The organism is Pseudomonas sp. ANT_J28, from assembly GCF_008370005.1.
Classification (GTDB): Bacteria; Pseudomonadota; Gammaproteobacteria; order Pseudomonadales; family Pseudomonadaceae; genus Aquipseudomonas; species Aquipseudomonas frigoris.
In genome coordinates this window covers 1-18,391 of record NZ_VOBM01000046.1, presented here as the reverse complement: position 1 = coordinate 18,391, position 18,391 = coordinate 1, and the positions used below count along the sequence as shown (strand labels likewise).

Annotated in this window: 16 protein-coding genes; 7 read left to right on the top strand and 9 right to left on the bottom strand. The window is 59.8% G+C overall.

The window, feature by feature from the left end:
• Window positions 1–44: 44 nt before the first annotated feature.
• Window positions 45–608, top strand: coding sequence for a chorismate lyase (locus FQ187_RS25075; RefSeq protein ID WP_149631535.1), 564 nt, complete (start codon window positions 45–47; stop codon window positions 606–608).
• Window positions 608–1,498 carry a 4-hydroxybenzoate octaprenyltransferase gene (gene ubiA / locus FQ187_RS25070; protein ID WP_149631534.1) on the top strand — a complete coding sequence of 297 codons (891 nt, stop codon included), beginning with the start codon at window positions 608–610 and terminating at the stop codon, window positions 1,496–1,498. Before FQ187_RS25075 ends, ubiA begins: the two co-directional genes overlap by 1 nt.
• Window positions 1,499–1,593: 95 nt before the next feature.
• Here ubiA and FQ187_RS25065 read toward each other — a convergent pair whose 3' ends face one another.
• On the bottom strand, window positions 1,594–1,977 hold the full coding sequence (locus FQ187_RS25065; protein ID WP_149631533.1) for a hypothetical protein: 384 nt from the start codon (window positions 1,975–1,977) through the stop codon (window positions 1,594–1,596).
• A 153-nt stretch (window positions 1,978–2,130) separates the two neighbouring features.
• Here FQ187_RS25065 and phoB point away from each other — a divergent pair, with 153 nt between their 5' ends.
• From phoB to FQ187_RS25050, 3 genes are all read left to right on the top strand, one after another.
• On the top strand, window positions 2,131–2,820 hold the full coding sequence (gene phoB, locus FQ187_RS25060) for a phosphate regulon transcriptional regulator PhoB (protein WP_046045002.1): 690 nt from the start codon (window positions 2,131–2,133) through the stop codon (window positions 2,818–2,820).
• An 81-nt stretch (window positions 2,821–2,901) separates the two neighbouring features.
• Window positions 2,902–4,188, top strand: coding sequence for a phosphate regulon sensor histidine kinase PhoR (phoR, locus tag FQ187_RS25055; protein ID WP_256667430.1), 1,287 nt, complete (start codon window positions 2,902–2,904; stop codon window positions 4,186–4,188).
• Window positions 4,189–4,311: 123 nt separating this feature from the next.
• Window positions 4,312–5,652: a hemolysin family protein gene (locus FQ187_RS25050; protein WP_149631531.1), complete on the top strand. Its 1,341-nt coding sequence runs from the start codon at window positions 4,312–4,314 to the stop codon at window positions 5,650–5,652.
• A gap of 144 nt (window positions 5,653–5,796) precedes the next feature.
• Here the strand turns inward: FQ187_RS25050 and FQ187_RS25045 are convergent, their stop codons facing one another.
• The 8 genes from FQ187_RS25045 to FQ187_RS25005 all read right to left on the bottom strand — a co-directional run bounded on the left by FQ187_RS25045 (window position 5,797) and on the right by FQ187_RS25005 (window position 16,606).
• Window positions 5,797–6,693: a peptidoglycan DD-metalloendopeptidase family protein gene (locus FQ187_RS25045; RefSeq protein ID WP_134420980.1), complete on the bottom strand. Its 897-nt coding sequence runs from the start codon at window positions 6,691–6,693 to the stop codon at window positions 5,797–5,799.
• A gap of 208 nt (window positions 6,694–6,901) precedes the next feature.
• The gene (locus tag FQ187_RS25040) at window positions 6,902–7,852 is read right to left on the bottom strand and encodes a response regulator (protein ID WP_149631530.1); all 951 of its coding nucleotides are present in this window, start codon (window positions 7,850–7,852) and stop codon (window positions 6,902–6,904) included.
• A 167-nt stretch (window positions 7,853–8,019) separates the two neighbouring features.
• Window positions 8,020–8,781 carry a phosphate signaling complex protein PhoU gene (gene phoU / locus FQ187_RS25035; protein WP_129439904.1) on the bottom strand — a complete coding sequence of 254 codons (762 nt, stop codon included), beginning with the start codon at window positions 8,779–8,781 and terminating at the stop codon, window positions 8,020–8,022.
• A 71-nt stretch (window positions 8,782–8,852) separates the two neighbouring features.
• Window positions 8,853–9,686, bottom strand: a complete 834-nt coding sequence (pstB, locus tag FQ187_RS25030) for a phosphate ABC transporter ATP-binding protein PstB (RefSeq protein ID WP_033059285.1) — start codon at window positions 9,684–9,686, stop codon at window positions 8,853–8,855.
• A gap of 179 nt (window positions 9,687–9,865) precedes the next feature.
• Window positions 9,866–11,536 carry a phosphate ABC transporter permease PstA gene (gene pstA / locus FQ187_RS25020; protein ID WP_149631529.1) on the bottom strand — a complete coding sequence of 557 codons (1,671 nt, stop codon included), beginning with the start codon at window positions 11,534–11,536 and terminating at the stop codon, window positions 9,866–9,868.
• A 15-nt stretch (window positions 11,537–11,551) separates the two neighbouring features.
• Complete coding sequence (locus FQ187_RS25015) at window positions 11,552–13,585, bottom strand: ABC transporter permease subunit (RefSeq protein WP_178122764.1); 2,034 nt, start codon at window positions 13,583–13,585, stop codon at window positions 11,552–11,554.
• Between the two features lie 472 nt (window positions 13,586–14,057).
• Window positions 14,058–15,059, bottom strand: coding sequence for a phosphate ABC transporter substrate-binding protein PstS (locus FQ187_RS25010; RefSeq protein WP_007992839.1), 1,002 nt, complete (start codon window positions 15,057–15,059; stop codon window positions 14,058–14,060).
• A 248-nt stretch (window positions 15,060–15,307) separates the two neighbouring features.
• Window positions 15,308–16,606, bottom strand: a complete 1,299-nt coding sequence (locus FQ187_RS25005; RefSeq protein WP_149631527.1) for an MFS transporter — start codon at window positions 16,604–16,606, stop codon at window positions 15,308–15,310.
• Between the two features lie 364 nt (window positions 16,607–16,970).
• Between FQ187_RS25005 and FQ187_RS25000 the strand changes: the two genes are divergently transcribed.
• Complete coding sequence (locus FQ187_RS25000) at window positions 16,971–17,375, top strand: acyl-CoA thioesterase (RefSeq protein WP_003177184.1); 405 nt, start codon at window positions 16,971–16,973, stop codon at window positions 17,373–17,375.
• Window positions 17,376–17,432: 57 nt separating this feature from the next.
• On the top strand, window positions 17,433–18,332 hold the full coding sequence (locus tag FQ187_RS24995; RefSeq protein ID WP_149631526.1) for a D-hexose-6-phosphate mutarotase: 900 nt from the start codon (window positions 17,433–17,435) through the stop codon (window positions 18,330–18,332).
• Window positions 18,333–18,391 lie beyond the last annotated feature (59 nt).

Here is an 18,391-nt window from a genome sequence, read left to right as displayed (position 1 = left end):
CATGGTAAGCTCGCCGCCTCATTTGCTGCCAATAATGACTCACTGTGCCGCACTCAAAATTCCCCGCCGCGACCCCGCTTTGGCTCCCTCGAAGCCAACTGACGCCCCTCCCCGACACGTCTACCCTCGACTGGCTGTTCGACGAAGGCTCTTTGACCCAACGGCTGATCCGTTTGTCGAATGACGGCTTCAGCGTCACGCCGCTGTTTGAAGGCTGGCAACCGCTGCGTGCCGACGAATGTGCCGCGCTGGAGCTGGAGGAAGGCAGCGAGGGCTGGGTGCGCGAGGTGTATCTGCGCGGTCACGGCGAAGCGTGGGTATTTGCGCGCAGCGTGGCGGCGCGTAGTGCGTTGCAGGGCGACGGTCTGCACATGGACGAGTTGGGCAGCCGCTCCCTGGGCGAATTGCTGTTTTGCGATCAAGCGTTCCAGCGCCGCGCTATTGAGGTTTGTCACTATCCTCAGGAGTGGCTGCCGATGGAGTCCCGGGCACCTGAACTGTGGGGCCGCCGTTCGCGTTTCGACCGCGGCGCCTTGAGCGTGCTGGTGGCGGAAATTTTCTTGCCGACCTTGTGGAACGCCACCCGCGCCCATCCGGAGAATTGCTGATGTATCAGAGCCTGCTCAAGTCCCTGAATCGCTTGAACCCACGGGCCTGGGATTTCATTCAGCTGACCCGCATGGACAAACCGATCGGCATTTACCTGCTGCTGTGGCCGACGCTGTGGGCGCTTTGGATCGCCGGTAAAGGTTCACCGTCATTGGCCAACGTCGTAATTTTCGTCCTCGGTGTGGTACTGACCCGCGCCGGCGGCTGCGTGATCAACGATTGGGCAGACCGCAAGGTCGACGGCCACGTGAAACGCACCGAACAGCGGCCATTGGTGAGCGGCAAAATCAGTTCCAAAGAAGCACTGGTGTTCTTCGCACTGCTGATGGCCGTGAGTTTTCTGTTGGTGCTGTGCACCAATGCGGCCACGGTCTGGTTGTCGTTCGGCGGTTTGGCACTGGCCTTCACTTACCCGTTCATGAAGCGCTACACCTATTACCCGCAAGTGGTGCTGGGCGCGGCGTTCTCTTGGGGCATGCCGATGGCGTTCACCGCCGAAACCGGTGAACTGCCGGCGGCAGCGTGGTTGCTGTGGATCGCCAACCTGCTGTGGACGGTGGGCTACGACACCTATTACGCCATGACCGACCGCGACGACGACTTGAAGATCGGCGTGAAATCCACGGCGATTCTGTTTGGCGAGGCGGATCGGGTGATCATCCTGACCCTGCAAGGGTTGGCGCTGGGTTGCCTGCTGCTGGCAGGGTCGAAATTCGAGCTCGGTGGCTGGTTCCACCTCGGATTGCTGGCGGCGGCAGGCTGTTTTGCATGGGAGTTCTGGTACACCCGCGGCAAGGACCGGATGCGCTGCTTCAAGGCGTTTTTGCACAACCACTGGGCCGGGTTGGCAATCTTTGTGGGGATTGTGCTGGATTACGCGCTGCGCTGAGGTTATGAAGCGCAAAGATCGCAGCCCGCAACAGCTCCTAATGTTTACAAGGAGCTGCCGCAGGCTGCGATCTTTTTACGGCTTCAGCGAATCACTTACTTATGCTCGCGCATCACGTGCCACATGTCTTTCATGCCGTCACCCTTCATTTCTCCAGGCTTTTCGTCCTTCATAAAGGTGTACAGCGGCTTGCCGTCGTAAGCGTATTGCATCATGCCGTCATCACGCTTGATGACGCTCCATTTGCCTTCGGCCTTGGCACCCGCCGGAGCCATCATCGGCGGCCAGTTCTTGGCACAATCATCGTTACACATTGACTTGCCGCCAGCATCCTTGTCGAACGTGTACACCGTCATACCCTTATGATCGACCATCATCCCGTCTTTCATCATTGCTGGCTCAGCCGCGAAGGCCATCGATGGCAACGCCATGACCGCAGTCAGCATCAAAGCTTTGAAGGATTGCGAGTATTGCTTCATGGAAACCTTCCTTTTATGGTTGTCAGGATTCGAAATTAGAGCTTAGTTCAGGATCACAACAATCGCCGGGCGACTAAAATACTGTCACACGACTGCAATAATTCCGTTATCTAATGCGGCGCAAGACAGTTAAATGACAAGAGGATTAAAGGCATGGTTGGCAGGAGCATTCTGATCGTCGACGACGAAGCGCCCATTCGCGAAATGATCGCCGTTGCGTTGGAAATGGCCGGCTATGACTGCATGGAGGCTGAGAACTCGCAACAGGCCCACGCCATCATCGTCGACCGCAAGCCGGACCTGATCCTGCTCGACTGGATGCTGCCCGGCACGTCCGGCATCGAGCTGGCCCGACGCCTCAAGCGCGATGAGCTGACCGGGGACATCCCGATCATCATGCTCACCGCCAAGGGTGAAGAGGACAACAAGATCCAGGGCCTGGAAGTCGGCGCTGACGACTACATCACCAAACCCTTTTCACCACGTGAGTTGGTCGCGCGCCTGAAGGCCGTGCTGCGCCGTGCCGGCCCTACCGATGGCGAAACGCCGATCGAAGTCGGCGGCCTGCTGCTGGACCCGATCAGCCACCGCGTGACCATCGACGGCAAACCCGCCGAGATGGGCCCGACCGAATACCGCCTGCTGCAATTCTTCATGACCCACCAGGAACGCGCCTACACACGCGGCCAGTTGCTGGATCAGGTCTGGGGCGGCAACGTCTATGTCGAAGAGCGCACCGTCGACGTGCACATCCGCCGCCTGCGCAAAGCCCTCGGTGATGCCTACGAAAATCTGGTACAAACCGTGCGCGGCACCGGCTACCGGTTTTCCACCAAGGCCTGATCCGGACCTTTCCCGCCCGACAAGCTGACAAGGACGCGCGTTCAAGTGAACCAAAACTGGCATGGCACCCTGATCCGCCACATGCTTTTGCTGGTGACCGGTTGCCTGGTGATCGGCCTGATTACCGGCTACTACGGCTGGAGCCTCGCCGCGGGCCTGGGCCTTTACCTGGCCTGGACCCTCAAGCAACTGCTGCGACTGCACGAATGGCTGCGCCTGCACAAATCCGATGAGGCACCGCCCGATGGCTATGGCCTGTGGGGCGAAGTGTTCGACAGCATCTACCACCTGCAACGCCGCGATCAACGCGTACGCGGGCGACTGCAAGCGGTGATCGACCGGGTCCAGGAGTCGACTGCCGCGCTGAAAGACGCAGTGATCATGCTCGACAGCGACGGCAACCTCGAATGGTGGAACCGCGCCGCCGAAACCCTGCTCGGCCTCAAGACCCCGCAAGACAGCGGCCAACCGGTCACCAACCTCGTCCGCCATCCGCGCTTCAAGGAATACTTCGAGCAGGACAGCTACGCCGAGCCGCTGGAAATCCCTTCACCGATCAACGATCGCCTGCGCATTCAGCTGTACATCACCCGCTACGGCAACAACGAACACTTGATGCTGGTACGCGACGTGACACGTATCCATCAACTGGAACAGATGCGCAAAGACTTCATCGCCAACGTCTCCCATGAACTGCGCACGCCCTTGACGGTGATCTGCGGTTATCTGGAAACCCTGCTCGACAACGTCGAGGACGTGAACCCACGCTGGACCCGTGCCTTGCAGCAAATGCAGCAACAAGGTGGGCGCATGCAGACGTTGCTCAACGACTTACTGCTGCTGGCCAAACTGGAAGCCACCGATTACCCGTCGGACAATCAGCCGGTGGCCATCGACGGTTTGCTGCAATCGATCAAGAGCGACGCTCAGCAACTGTCCGCCCAGCGCAATCAGAAGATCACCCTGGAAGCCGACCCGACGATTCTGCTCAAGGGCAGCGAAGCCGAGTTGCGCAGCGCGTTTTCCAATCTGGTGTTCAACGCGGTGAAATACACCCCGGCCGAGGGCAATATCCGCATTCGCTGGTGGGGCGATGAACAAGGCGCACACCTGAGCGTGCAGGACTCTGGCATCGGCATCGACAGCAAACACCTGCCGCGCTTGACCGAACGCTTCTACCGCGTCGATTCCAGCCGCAGCTCCAACACCGGCGGCACGGGGCTCGGGCTGGCGATCGTCAAGCACGTGCTGCTGCGCCACCGCGCGCGGATGGAAATCAGCAGCGTGCCGGGCCACGGCAGCACGTTTACCTGCCATTTTGCGCCGGCTCAGGTCACCAAATCCCAGGTCATTAGCGCCACCGACTGATACCGGCCAGCACTCGCCACTAGTCAATCACATGGTCAGCCGCTACATTGGCTGACTTGTGCCTGCCCTTCAGGCACCGCATTTCCCCCTTTTTTGAATACACGGAACCCGCAAAACTCCATCATGGACCCTTCCCCTGGCTTGACCCTCGCGACACTCTTCGCCGATTTCGGCATGATTCTTTTTGCTCTGATCCTGGTTTTGCTCAACGGCTTTTTCGTTGCGGCCGAATTTGCCATGGTCAAATTGCGCTCGACTCGGGTCGAAGCCATCGCTGAAAAAAACGGCTGGCGCGGACATATCCTGCGCACCGTTCACAGTCAGCTCGATGCTTACCTGTCGGCCTGCCAATTGGGTATCACCCTCGCCTCCCTCGGCCTCGGCTGGGTCGGTGAGCCGGCGTTCGCGCACATCCTCGAGCCGCTGCTTGAAGCTGTTGGCGTGCAGTCGGCCGAAGTGGTCAAAGGCGTGTCGTTCTTCGCCGCGTTCTTCGTCATCTCGTACTTGCACATCGTGGTCGGTGAACTGGCCCCGAAATCCTGGGCCATCCGCAAACCCGAGCTGCTGTCGCTCTGGACCGCCGTGCCGCTGTACCTGTTCTACTGGGCGATGTACCCGGCCATTTACCTGCTCAACGCCAGCGCCAACACAATCCTGCGGATCGCCGGCCAAGGTGAGCCCGGCCCTCATCACGAGCACCATTACAGCCGTGAAGAACTGAAACTGATCCTGCACTCCAGCCGTGGCCAGGACCCGAGTGACCAAGGCATGCGCGTTTTGGCCTCGGCGGTGGAAATGGGCGAACTGGAAGTGGTCGACTGGGCCAATTCCCGGGAAGACCTGGTGACCCTGGAGTTCAACGCGCCGCTGAAGGAAATCCTGGCGATGTTCCGTCGCCACAAGTTCAGCCGTTATCCGGTGTACGACAGCGATAGTCAGGAGTTCGTCGGCCTGCTGCACATCAAGGATTTGCTGCTGGAACTGGCGGCCCTGGACCACATTCCCGAGTCGTTCAACCTCGCCGAACTGACCCGGCCGCTGGAGCGGGTTTCGCGCCATATGCCGCTGTCGCAGTTGCTGGAGCAGTTCCGTAAAGGCGGCTCGCACTTCGCCCTGGTCGAAGAAGCCGATGGCAACATCATCGGCTACCTGACCATGGAAGACGTGTTGGAAGTACTGGTCGGCGACATTCAGGACGAACACCGCAAGGCTGAGCGCGGGATCCTCGCGTACCAGCCGGGCAAGCTGTTGGTGCGCGGCGACACGCCGCTGTTCAAGGTCGAGCGCCTGCTGGGCATCGATCTGGACCACATCGAAGCCGAAACCCTCGCCGGGCTGGTCTACGAAACCCTGAAACGGGTGCCAGAAGAGGAAGAAGTGCTGGAAGTCGAAGGCTTGCGGATCATCATCAAGAAGATGAAAGGGCCGAAGATCATTCTGGCCAAGGTGTTGATGCTCGATTAAGTCGCCCCTGGCCTAAACCGCGTCGATCCCTTCGCGAGCAAGCCCGCTCCCACATTAGTTTTGTGTCGATCACATATAAATGGCTCGACGCAGATCCAATGTGGGAGCGGGCTTGCTCGCGAAGGCGTCAGAACAGGCAACGCATCACTGCTTGCCGAGCGCAAAGTTCGGCAGGCTGCCTACCGGTTGATTGAACTGGTACGGGATCGACACCAGCCCCAACCCGGTATTGCGCTGCACCACGAAATGCAGGTGCGGCCCGCTGCTGTTGCCGGTATTGCCCGACAAGGCCAGCGGACTCCCCACCGACACCCGTTGCCCCTCGCGAACGCTTACCGAACCTTGCTTGAGGTGCAGGTACACGCCCATCGTCCCGTCATCATGCAGCACCCGCACGAAATTACCCGACGGATCGGTGCCGCGCCCGGTCTGGGCATTCTCGGTTTTCACCACTACACCGCCTCGCGCCGCGATGATCGGCGTGCCTTCGGGCATGGCGATGTCCATGGCGTAACGGTTCTTGGGACCGAAGTGGCTGTATTGACCGTTGGCGCCCTGACTCAGCCGAAACGGTCCGCCGCGCCACGGCAGCGGGTACCGATAGGCCTGGGCGGCCCCTGAGGGGTCGCCCAGGGAGTATTCAAATTTGGGGGTATACGCGAGCGGCCTTTCGGACTGCGTGGCCGTGAGCAGCGCCAGACGAATACTGCTGCGTGCCGGCATCACCCGGCGAATCGGTCGGCTCGGCGCACCACTGACGTTCTTCAGCCCGCCGAAGCTCAACTCGATTTCTACCGGCGCATATAAGTCATTGCGCACGTAAACGCTGTCCACGCCCTTCTTCTTCGTGATGACGAGGTACACCTGGCGCTCAAGATTCTCGACCATGCGATCACGAAAAACGAACACCTTGGAGCCTGTCGTGGGGCGGTCGCTGTAGGAGACCACGCCATTGGCGTCGGTGGACTTGTAGATCGTCATGGCCATCGCTGAGGTGGAGGCCATGAAAAGACCGCAGAAAAACAGCAGGCGCGCGAGCATGGGCAAGATTCTGTCGAGTAAGGCCTGGGTAGGAGCCTAGCAGCTGCAATGGACCCGGGTAGTCGGCAGATGTTTCAAAATGGGCCGTTCAGCGGATGTGCGGTGAGTCTGACGGCCCCTTCGCGAGCAAGCTCGCTCCCACAAGGGAACGCATTCCAATGTGGGAGCGAGCTTGCTCGCGATGGCGGCCTAACAGACGATGCCGATCTTAAGCGCCGGGTACGAAATGCTTCTGCGCCGTACCACGTGCTATCAATCGCGAGATGTAGTCGAGCTTCTGCGCATCCTGGTCGACGAAGCGGAAGGTCAGTTGCAGCCAGTCGCTGTCGGGCTTCGGCTCGTGGGCGACGATGGCGTGCAGGTAGCCGTTCAGACGGGCGGTTTCGGCGTTATCGCCCTGCTCCAGGTCGAGCACGGCGCTGTCGAGCACTTGCGGCAGGGTGTCGGTGCGTTTCACCACCAGCAGTGCTTCCTTGAGACTCAAGGCCTTGATCACACATTGCTGAATACCGTTCGGCAAACGCAATTGGCCCTGGCCACGACCGCCCGTTGGCGCTGTGGAGGACGCTGGAGGCTTGATCGGCGGGCTGTTGAGCAGACCGCGAGACGGAGCAGCCGCCGGGGCCGGCGCGGCGGCAACAGGTTTGGCGAACGGGTTGACCGGCGCCGCTGCGGGCGCGACCAAAGCAGCCTTGCCGCCGGTCAATGCGCTCAGGGAATCGTTGCCGAACGCCGAGTTCATTTTGGTCGGAGCGCTGTTCATCAAGGTGTCGAGCTTGCCGACCTTGTTCAGGGCCTGCTTGACCTTGGTCAGCAGTTGCTCGTTGGTGAACGGCTTGCTGACGTAGCCCGAAACCCCGGCCTGGATCGCCTGGACGACGTTCTCTTTATCGCCACGGCTGGTCACCATCACGAACGGCATGGTCTTGAGGTTGTCCTGCTCGCGGCACCAGGTCAGCAGCTCCAGGCCGGACATTTCCGGCATTTCCCAGTCGCACAGGACCAGGTCGAACGCTTCCCGTGCCAGCAAGGCCTGAGCCTTCTTGCCGTTGACCGCGTCTTCGATCCGGATCCCCGGGAAGTAGTTGCGCAAGCACTTCTTCACCAGGTCACGAATGAACGACGCGTCGTCCACGACCAACACACTGACCTTACTCATCCATCACCCCTTTAAAAAATCCCGGCAAGCATACCGCTTTGCTGATGGCACATTGCCAAAAACCTTCAGTCACGCCGGGACTTTTCGTTCGCGGGTGCTGCTTTCGAATTCATCGACCACAAACAAAAACGCCCGGCCAAAAGGCCGGGCGCTTTTCTCAGGCAATCTTACTTATCGTCAGCTTTGCCCGGAACATTAGCGGTTTCGCCACTTGTGCCTTCAACTTCTTCTTTCATGCGCTTGAGGCCCAGGTGCCGCACGTCGGTGCCGCGCACCAGGTAAATCACCAGCTCCGAGATATTGCGTGCGTGATCGCCGATCCGTTCCAGCGAACGCAGCACCCAGATAATGCTCAAGACCCGCGAGATAGAGCGCGGGTCTTCCATCATGTAGGTGGCAAGTTCACGCAGGGCGGTCTTGTATTCACGGTCGATGATCTTGTCGTACTGGGCCACCGACAACGCCAGGTCGGCGTCGAAGCGGGCAAAGGCGTCCAGTGCATCGCGAACCATGTTGCGGACCTGGTCGCCGATGTGGCGAACCTCGACGTAACCCCGCGGGGCTTCGCCTTCTTCGCACAACTGGATGGCACGACGGGCGATCTTGGTCGCTTCATCACCGATGCGCTCAAGGTCGATCACCGACTTGGAGATGCTGATGATCAGACGCAGGTCAGACGCCGCAGGCTGTCGACGGGCCAGAATGCGCAGGCATTCTTCGTCGATGTTGCGTTCCATCTGGTTGATCTGGTCGTCGATCTCGCGAACCTGCTGGGCCAGACCGGTGTCGGCCTCGATCAGCGCGGTCACCGCGTCGTTGACCTGCTTTTCCACCAGCCCGCCCATGGCCAAGAGGTGGCTGCGCACTTCCTCGAGCTCAGCGTTGAACTGCGCAGAGATGTGATGGGTAAGGCCTTCTTTACTAATCATGTTGGCGTCCTTGGAGCGTCCGGTAAGGTGCGGTGGACCGCAGCGTCAGTTCAGTGAGCAACAACAGCTTCCTAGCCGTAGCGACCCGTGATGTAGTCTTCGGTCTGCTTCTTCGCCGGATTGGTGAACAGGGTGTCGGTGTCGCCGAATTCCACCAGTTTGCCCATGTACATGAACGCCGTGTAGTCGGAAACCCGCGCGGCCTGTTGCATGTTGTGGGTCACGATGACGATGGTGAACTTGGATTTCAGTTCGTAGATCAGCTCTTCGACTTTCAGCGTGGAGATCGGGTCGAGTGCCGAGCACGGTTCGTCGAGCAGCAGCACTTCAGGTTCCACGGCGATGGTGCGGGCGATCACCAGACGTTGTTGCTGACCACCGGACAGGCCGAGTGCCGACTCGTGCAGACGGTCTTTGACTTCGTCCCACAGTGCCGCGCCTTTCAACGCCCACTCGACGGCTTCGTCGAGGATGCGCTTCTTGTTGATGCCCTGGATGCGCAGGCCGTAGACCACGTTCTCGTAGATGGTTTTCGGGAACGGGTTGGGCTTCTGGAACACCATGCCGACCCGGCGACGCAGCTCGGCCACGTCCTCGCCCTTACGGTAAATGTTGTTGCCGTAGAGGTTGATCTCGCCTTCAACACGGCAGCCGTCCACCAGGTCGTTCATGCGGTTGAACGTACGCAGCAGTGTGGACTTGCCGCAGCCGGACGGGCCGATGAAGGCGGTCACGCGCTGTTTCGGGATGTTCATGCTGACGTCGTACAGCGCTTGTTTGTCGCCGTAGAACAGGCTCAGGCCCGGCACTTCAATGGCCACGGTTTCCTGCTCAAGGCTCAGGCTCTGTTTGTCGCGGCCCAGGGCAGACATGTTGATGCCGTGGGTATGTGCTTCGTGCTGCATGGGAGGCTCCCTGTGCTAACAAATTCGGTTCGGAACACCGCTTCGCGGCATGCCCAATAAATGTTCGGTTGGACGCGGTCTAGTGTGGGAGCGGGCTTGCTCGCGAAGAGGTCAGCACATTCAGCATCAATGTTGCCTGACCCACCGCTTTCGCGAGCAAGCCCGCTCCCACATGGAAATCAACTATCCAGCGCTTTGTATTTTTCGCGCAGGTGGTTACGGATATAGACGGCCGACAGGTTGAGCGTGGCGATCACCAGCACCAGTAGCAGCGCCGTGGCGTACACCAGCGGCCGCGCGGCCTCGACGTTCGGGCTCTGGAAGCCGACGTCATAGATGTGAAAGCCCAAGTGCATGATCTTCTGGTCCAGGTGCAAGTACGGGTAGTTGCCATCCACCGGCAGCGACGGCGCCAGCTTCACCACACCTACCAGCATCAGCGGCGCCACTTCACCGGCGGCGCGAGCCACGGCGAGGATCATGCCGGTCATCATCGCCGGGCTGGCCATCGGCAGTACGATCTTCCACAAGGTTTCAGCCTTGGTTGCGCCGAGGGCCAACGAGCCTTCGCGCACGGTGCGAGGAATCCGCGCCAGGCCTTCTTCGGTGGCCACGATCACCACCGGTACCGCCAGCAGCGCCAGGGTCAGGGACGCCCAGAGCAGGCCCGGTGTACCGAAGGTCGGTGCCGGCAGCGCTTCCGGGAAGAACAACCGGTCGACCGAACCGCCCAGCACATAGACGAAGAAGCCCAGACCGAACACGCCGTAAACGATCGCCGGAACACCCGCGAGGTTGTTCACCGCGATGCGGATCAAGCGAGTCATGGTGTTCTGTTTCGCGTATTCACGCAGATAGACCGCCGCCAGCACGCCGAATGGCGTCACGATCATCGCCATGATCAACGTCATCATCACGGTGCCGAAAATCGCCGGGAAGATCCCGCCTTCGGTGTTTGCTTCACGCGGGTCGTCACTCAGGAACTCCCAGACCTTGCTGAAGTAGAAGCCAATCTTGGTGAAGGTGTTCATGCCGTTCGGCTGGTAGGCGTGAACTACTTTGCCAATGCCGATTTCGATCTCTTTGCCGTTGGCATCGCGGGCCGTCAGGCTGTCGCGGTTGAACTGGGCGTGCAGGTCGTTCAGGCGTGCTTCGATGTCCTGATAACGAGCGTTCAGTTCGGCGCGCTCGGACTCCATGTCCGCTTGCGCGGTAGCGTCCATCGTGCCGGCCAGTTCCAGCTTGCGACCGTGCAGACGCACGCGCTCCAGCCCCGCGTTGATCGCGCCAATGTCGATTTTTTCCAGGCTCTTGAGCTGCGCCGCGAGTTTGTTGACGCGATCGACACGCGCCTGCAGCTCAGGCCATGCGGCTTCGCCTTCGGCGATGACCTTGCCGTCCTGTTTAACGTTGACCAGGTAGCCGTAAAAGTTGCCCCACTCACGACGCTCGATTGTCATCAGCTCGGGCGGGGTCTTCTGGTTAGACAGCCACTCGCCGACGATCCAGGTGAAGTCGTTGCCATTCAGGTCACGGTTGCCGACCTTGATCAGCTCACGGGTCATGAATTCCGGGCCCTGATCGGGCACCGGCAGGCCAGCGCTTTTCAGGCGCTCGCGCGGCACTTCTTCTTTCTGCACCACTTCGCCGATGACGAGGTGGTTGGCCTGGCCCGGCACGTCGTAACTGGCGTGCACCAAATCCGCCGGCCAGAAGTGGCCCAGACCGCGCACGGCAATCACTGCCAGCAAGCCAATGGTCATGATGACCGCGATGGACACCGCGCCACCGCTGATCCAGACGCCAGGGGCGCCGCTCTTGAACCATCCTTTCAGGGAGTTCTGTTTCACAGACTTCTACCTTTCTTAAAGCGACGAGTATTTCTTGCGCAGACGCTGACGAATCAGTTCCGCGAGGGTGTTCATGACGAAGGTGAACAACAGCAGCACCAGCGCCGAGAGGAACAGCACGCGGTAGTGGCTGCCGCCGACTTCCGATTCGGGCATTTCCACCGCAACGTTGGCCGCCAGGGTGCGAAGGCCTTCGAACAGGTTCATTTCCATGACCGGGGTGTTGCCGGTTGCCATCAGCACGATCATGGTTTCACCGACCGCACGGCCCATGCCGATCATCAGCGCCGAGAAGATGCCCGGGCTGGCGGTGAGGATCACCACGCGGGTCATGGTCTGCCACGGCGTGGCACCGAGGGCCAGAGAACCGAGGGTCAAACCGCGAGGCACGCTGAACACGGCGTCTTCGGCGATGGAGTAGATGTTCGGGATCACCGCAAAGCCCATGGCCAGACCGACCACCAGTGCGTTGCGCTGATCGTAGGTGATGCCCAAGTCGTGGGAGATCCACATGCGCATGTCGCCGCCGAAGAACCAGGTTTCCATGTACGGGCTCATGTACAGCGACAGCCAGCCCACGAACAGGATCACCGGAATCAGAATCGCGCTTTCCCAACCGTCCGGCACTTTCAGGCGGATGGACTCAGGCAGGCGGCTGAAGACGAAACCGGCCACCAGAATGCCGATCGGCAAGAGCATCAGCAGGCTGAAGATGCCCGGCAAATGTCCTTCCACATACGGTGCGAGGAACAGGCCGGCGAAGAAACCGAGGATCACCGTCGGCATCGCTTCCATCAGCTCGATTACCGGTTTGACCTTGCGGCGCAGGCTTGGAGCCATGAAGTACGCGGTGTAGATCGCCGCAGCGACGGCCAGAGGTGCAGCCAGCAGCATCGCGTAGAACGCGGCTTTCAGGGTACCGAAGGTCAGCGGGGACAAGCTCAGCTTGGGTTCGAAGTCGGTGTTGGCGGCGGTCGATTGCCAGACGTATTTAGGCTCGTCGTAGTTCTCGTACCAGACCTTGCTCCACAACGCGCTCCAGGAAACTTCCGGGTGCGGGTTGTCGAGCAGCAGCGGCTGAATTTTGCCGCCGGCTTCCACGATCACGCGGTTGGCCCGTGGTGACAGGCCGAAAATGCCTTGGCCATCGACCACCTGATCCACCAGCAAGGTGCGGTGGGCAGTGCTGTGGAACACCCCGAGCTTGCCGGACGCATCGAGGGCGATGAAGCCTTTGCGACGTTCCTCGGCGGAGATTTCAACGATCGGCGCAGTGCCCATCTGGAAGTTACGAATCTGCTTCAGACGCAGTTCGCCATCGTGGTCGCGGGCCATGAACCACTGGGCCAGACCGCCCTTGGAATCGCCGAGGATCAGCGAGATACCGCCCACCAGTTGGGTACTGGCGGTGATTTGCGCTTCGCCGTCATCCAGCAGTTTGTAGCGACCGTTGAGGCTCTTGTCGCGCAAGCTGAACACGTCGGCCTGGGCGCGACCGTTAATCACGTACAGCCATTGCTGGCGCGGGTCGACGAAGATGTTTTTCACCGGCTCAGTCATCTGCGGCAGATCGATTCGCTTCTGCTCACTGGTGACTTCGCCGGTCATCATGTTTTCTTCGCTGGTCAGCGACAAAACATTGAGTTGCGAACCGGTAGAACCGACCAACATCAGCGTTGTATCGGTGGCGTTGAGGCTGACGTGCTCCAGCGCACCGCCCGCCTCGTTCAGCACGATCGGGGTTTCGCCGTACGGGTATTCGATGGCTGGCGAGATGGTTTTCTTGCCGTCCGGGTAGCTGACTTTGTAAGTGTGACGGAACACCAGTGCCTGACCGTTGGACAAGCCCACCGCCACCAATGGATGGCCTGGTTGGTCTTCGCCGATGGAGGTCACTGTGGTGCCGGCCGGAATCAACAGATCGACACGCTTGAGTTCAGCGCCACTGTCGATATCGAAGAACAACGCCTGGCCCTTGTCGGAAACCCGCATGGCGACCTGGTTCTGTTCTTCCAGGGAGATCATCAACGGCTTGCCGGCGTCTTGCATCCAGGCGGGCGTGATGGCGTCCTTGGCGGTCAGGTCGGCGCCCTGAAACAGGGGCGCGACAACGTAAGCGAGGAAGAAAAAGATCAGCGTGATCGCGCCGAGAACGGCGAGGCCGCCCACGAGGACGTACCAACGGGTCAGGCGATCTTTGAGCGCACGGATGCGGCGCTTGCGTTGCAGCTCAGGCGTATTGAAGTCAATTCGCTTGGGGGGATTAGTAGTCATGGTGGAATTGGCCAGATCATTCATTCGCACACCCTAGCGATCCTGTATGACAGAAAGATGACAATGCAGTGACGCAACAAATCCGCCGCCCGTGAGAACTGGCAGCGGACCGAAAATTTGGGGGTATGTGGGAGCGGGCTTGCTCGCGAAGGGCCGTCACTTTCAACGTCAATGTCGAATGATCCACCGCTTTCGCGAGCAAGCCCGCTCCCACATTGAACCCGGGGATTACCCCGGGTTCAGGGTTTTACTTTTTTGCGACTTCAGCGCCGCCTTCCGCCAGACCCAGGTCAGCCAGTGCTTTTGCAGCAACCTTGGCCGGCAGTGGGATGTAGCCGTCTTTCACCACAACTTCCTGGCCCTGTTTGGACAGAACCAGTTTCACGAACTCAGCTTCCAGCGGGGCCAGAGGCTTGTTCGGGGCTTTGTTGACGTAAACGTAGAGGAAACGCGACAGCGGGTACTTACCGTTCAGAGCGTTTTCTTCGGTGTCTTCGATGAACTCGGTGCTGCCCTTCTTCGACAGAGCAACGGTTTTCACGCTAGCGGTTTTGTAGCCGATGCCCGAATAACCGATGCCGTTCAGCGAGGAGCTGATCGACTGCACGACCGAAGCCGAGCCTGGTTGTTCGTTGACGTTTGGCTTGTAGTCGCCTTTGCACAGGGCTTCTTCTTTGAAGTAGCCGTAGGTGCCGGATACCGAGTTACGACCGAACAGTTGAACTGGCTTGTTGGCCAGGTCGCCGGTCACACCCAGGTCGCCCCAGGTTTTGACTTCGGTTTTAGCGCCGCACAGGCGAGTCGAGGAGAAGATCGCGTCGACTTGTTCCATGGTCAGGTGCTGGATCGGGTTGTCTTTGTGGACGAAGACAGCCAGGGCATCCACGGCAACCGGGATTGCGGTTGGCTTGTAGCCGTACTTCTGCTCGAAGGCAGCCAGTTCGGTGTCCTTCATCTTGCGGCTCATCGGGCCCAGGTTAGAGGTGCCTTCAGTCAGAGCAGGTGGCGCAGTGGCGGAGCCAGCGGCCTGAATCTGGATGTTGACGTTCGGGTATTCTTTTTTGTAGTTCTCGGCCCACAGGGTCATGAGGTTGGCCAGAGTATCGGAGCCGACGCTGGACAGGTTGCCCGACACACCAGTGGTCTTGGTGTAGCTCGGGATAGCAGGGTCAACAGCGGCAACCGCGTTGGCAGTCGCAACGCCAGCAGCGACAAAAGTCATTGCCGCCATCAAACGCTTCAGTTTCATGCCTTACTCCTAGCAGATAGGGTGTGTTAAGTCGGGGCCAAGTATCAGCAGGCCGTGTGAACACTCTATGGCTGAAATATGACAATTAGATGAAAGGCCAGCATTCGATCTTTTGCAGGGAAATCGCGTCATCATTCTTCGCGAGCAAGCCCGCTCCCACATTTAACCGAGTTCCTCAGTGAGAACGCGGTCAACTGTGGGAGCGGGCTTGCTCGCGAAGGCGTCAGTGCAGTCAATGCAAAGGGAGATTAGCGACCTTTCTTCCAGAGGTACGCACCCACCAGAATCCCGACACCACAAATGATCGCCACGTAATAGGCAGGCCCCAGCGGGCTTTCCTTCAGCAGCAGCGTAACGACCATCGGGGTCAGGCCGCCGAAGATGGCGTAGGCCAGGTTGTAGGAGAACGACAGCCCGCTGAAGCGCACCACCGCCGGGAAAGCTTTGACCATCACATACGGCACTGCGCCGATGGTGCCGACCAGCAAGCCGGTCAAGGCGTACATCGGGAACAGCCAGTCCGGGTGGTTGAACAGGCTGTGGTAGAAGGTCCACGAACTGATCAGCAGCAGAGCACTGCCGAACACGAAGACACGACCCGCGCCGAAGCGGTCAGCCAGCGCACCTGAGGCGACGCAGCCCAGGCTCAGAAACACGATCGCCAGGCTGTTGGCCTGCAATGCGGTGGTTGGCGAGAAGTGGTAGACGGTCTGCAGCACGGTCGGGGTCATCAGGATGACCACGATGATGCCGGCGGACAGCAGCCAGGTCAGCAGCATGGAAATCAGGATCGCCCCGCGATGGTCGCGCAACACGGCGCGCAGCGGCACTTCTTCTGCCAGGGCCTTGCGCAGTTGCAGCTCGGCGAATACCGGCGTCTCGTGCAACCAGCGGCGCAGGTAAACCGAGAACAGGCCGAACACGCCACCCAGCAGAAACGGAATCCGCCAGGCGTAATCCGAGACTTCGACCGGGGTGTAAATGCTGTTGATCGCGGTGGCGACCAGCGAGCCCAGCAGGATGCCAGCCGTCAGACCGCTGGTCAGGGTGCCGCAGGCGTAGCCGATGTGCCGCTGCGGCACGTGTTCGGAAACGAATACCCACGCGCCCGGCACTTCACCGCCAATCGCAGCGCCTTGAATCACCCGCATCACCAGCAACAGGATCGGCGCCCACATGCCGATCTGCGCGTAAGTCGGTAGCAGGCCCATGATCAGGGTCGGCACCGCCATCATGAAAATGCTCAGGGTGAACATCTTCTTGCGTCCCAGCAGGTCGCCGAAGTGCGCCATGACGATGCCACCCAGTGGCCGCGCCAGGTAGCCGGCGGCAAAGATCCCGAAGGTCTGCATCAAGCGCAGCCACTCGGGCATGTCAGCCGGGAAGAACAGCTTGCCGACCACCGTGGCGAAGAACACGAAGATGATGAAGTCGTAAAACTCCAGCGCACCGCCCAGGGCAGACAACGACAAAGTCTTGTAATCGCTGCGGGTCAGCGGACGTGCGGATTGAGTGGACTGCGCGATGCTCGAGGGCGCTGTGGTCATGGCAAGGCTTCTCTTATAGTCGGATCTGCAACCCCAACAACGCTGGCGGAGGCTTGGGCAGGTCCGGCACGATAGCAAATTGTTCGAAAAAGCACATAGAGGTGCGTATTTGACGGTCGAAATGAGAACCGGACGGTCGTCTCGGAGTCTACCGATCGATATACTCGCAATTCTGCATCTGCTTGTAAGGGGTTGCTGTGCGAAAACGTCGTTGGCAGCCGTCAGCCGATTTCGCAGAGTTTCCCTTTAGGCGCCTTACGAAAAACGTGACGAACGTAGTATGTTCGGGGCTGAATCGTTTTTCTTTGAGACGGCTATTCACCTGAAGTACCAATGAGAGTCACGGGTCAGAGGCACCCCCGGCATGATAGAGCTCGAACAAGAAGATCCAATCCCGCAAGGCGACCTGGCCCTGCAAATTACCGCGCTTCCCCGCGAAACTAACGGCTTTGGCGATATTTTCGGCGGTTGGCTGGTGTCGCAGATGGATTTGGCCGGCACCGCAATGGCCAGCAAGGTCGCGGGTGGCCGCGTGGCGACGGTGGCGATCGACCGCATGGCATTTCTGGTTCCGGTAGCGGTGGGCGCTCAGCTCTCCTTCTATACCCAGGCACTGGAAATCGGACGCAGCTCGATTCAGATGATGGTCGAAGTCTGGAGTGACGATCCGTTGTCCAGCGAGTGGCGTAAAGTGACTGAAGCCGTGTTTGTGTTCGTCGCCATCGACGGCAGCGGTCGCACCCGTTCGGTTCCGCCTAGAGCTCGTTAAACACTGCGACCTTTCTGCGGTCCATTGCAGTCATTGTTCCTGATCGAGAGTTGCCCCATGAGCACGCCCAACGTTGAAGCCGTGAAACTGGATGAACTGAACTGCTGGCGCATCCGCCACGGTCAGGCCGAACTGCTGGTTGCCCAGCAAGGCGCGCACATCCTCAGTTATCAAGTGGCCGGTCAACCGCCGCTGATCTGGCTCAACGACGAGGCAGTGTTCAAGACTGGCAAGAGCATCCGCGCCGGGGTTCCGGTGTGCTGGCCCTGGTTCGGCAACCTGCCGCGCAACCCGCAGAGCGTTCAGGCCATGCGCGTCAGTAACGAAGCGCCGACCGCCCACGGGCTGGTAAGGGCAATGGACTGGGAATTGGGTGGCATTGAAACCGAGGGCGAAAGCCTGAAGGTGGAGTTTGTTCTGCCTTACCCTGAAGGCGGCTTGCCAGCCTGGCCGCATCAAGTGGATTTGAAGCTGAGCATTCGTCTGGATGAGCAACTGCACATCAACCTGACCAGCCATAACCAAGGCGCTGACAAAGTCACCATCAGCCAGGCGTTGCACAGCTATTTCGCGGTCAGCGATGTACGCGAAGTGTATGTCGAAGGGCTGGATGGCTTGAGTTACATCGAAACCCTGGACGACTGGAAAACCGTCACTCAGACCGGCGATCTGCGTTTTGTCGGCGAGACCGATCGTATCTATCTCAATACCCCGGCGAAGCTGAGCATTGTCGATCCGGCCTGGGAACGGCGCATCGAGCTGACCAGCAGCGGTTCACGCTCCGCGGTGATCTGGAATCCGTGGATTGATCGCGCTGCGGCGTTCAGTGACATGGCCGATGATGGCTGGCAGCGCATGCTGTGCATTGAAACGGCGAATGTGATGGATGATGTGGTGACGCTGGCGCCGGGTGCCAGTCATACCCTCGGCGTAAGCATTGGCAGCAAATCCCTCTAAACCAATGTGGGAGCGGGCTTGCTCGCGAAGGCGGCGTGTCAGTCGACATCAATGTTGCC

What these genes read in the sequence shown, in the direction of transcription:
- phoR (WP_256667430.1), top strand. Translation starts at nt 2,902, where the DNA reads ATGCTTTTGCTGGTGACCGGTTGCCTGGTGATCGGCCTGATTACCGGC.
- FQ187_RS25050 (WP_149631531.1), top strand. Translation starts at nt 4,312, where the DNA reads ATGGACCCTTCCCCTGGCTTGACCCTCGCGACACTCTTCGCCGATTTC.
- phoU (WP_129439904.1), bottom strand. Translation starts at nt 8,781, where the DNA reads ATGATTAGTAAAGAAGGCCTTACCCATCACATCTCTGCGCAGTTCAAC.
- pstB (WP_033059285.1), bottom strand. Translation starts at nt 9,686, where the DNA reads ATGCAGCACGAAGCACATACCCACGGCATCAACATGTCTGCCCTGGGC.
- FQ187_RS25040 (WP_149631530.1), bottom strand. Translation starts at nt 7,852, where the DNA reads ATGAGTAAGGTCAGTGTGTTGGTCGTGGACGACGCGTCGTTCATTCGT.
- FQ187_RS25010 (WP_007992839.1), bottom strand. Translation starts at nt 15,059, where the DNA reads ATGAAACTGAAGCGTTTGATGGCGGCAATGACTTTTGTCGCTGCTGGC.
- FQ187_RS25000 (WP_003177184.1), top strand. Translation starts at nt 16,971, where the DNA reads ATGATAGAGCTCGAACAAGAAGATCCAATCCCGCAAGGCGACCTGGCC.
- FQ187_RS25005 (WP_149631527.1), bottom strand. Translation starts at nt 16,606, where the DNA reads ATGACCACAGCGCCCTCGAGCATCGCGCAGTCCACTCAATCCGCACGT.
- FQ187_RS24995 (WP_149631526.1), top strand. Translation starts at nt 17,433, where the DNA reads ATGAGCACGCCCAACGTTGAAGCCGTGAAACTGGATGAACTGAACTGC.
- ubiA (WP_149631534.1), top strand. Translation starts at nt 608, where the DNA reads ATGTATCAGAGCCTGCTCAAGTCCCTGAATCGCTTGAACCCACGGGCC.
- FQ187_RS25015 (WP_178122764.1), bottom strand. Translation starts at nt 13,585, where the DNA reads ATGCAAGACGCCGGCAAGCCGTTGATGATCTCCCTGGAAGAACAGAAC.
- FQ187_RS25065 (WP_149631533.1), bottom strand. Translation starts at nt 1,977, where the DNA reads ATGAAGCAATACTCGCAATCCTTCAAAGCTTTGATGCTGACTGCGGTC.
- FQ187_RS25045 (WP_134420980.1), bottom strand. Translation starts at nt 6,693, where the DNA reads ATGCTCGCGCGCCTGCTGTTTTTCTGCGGTCTTTTCATGGCCTCCACC.
- phoB (WP_046045002.1), top strand. Translation starts at nt 2,131, where the DNA reads ATGGTTGGCAGGAGCATTCTGATCGTCGACGACGAAGCGCCCATTCGC.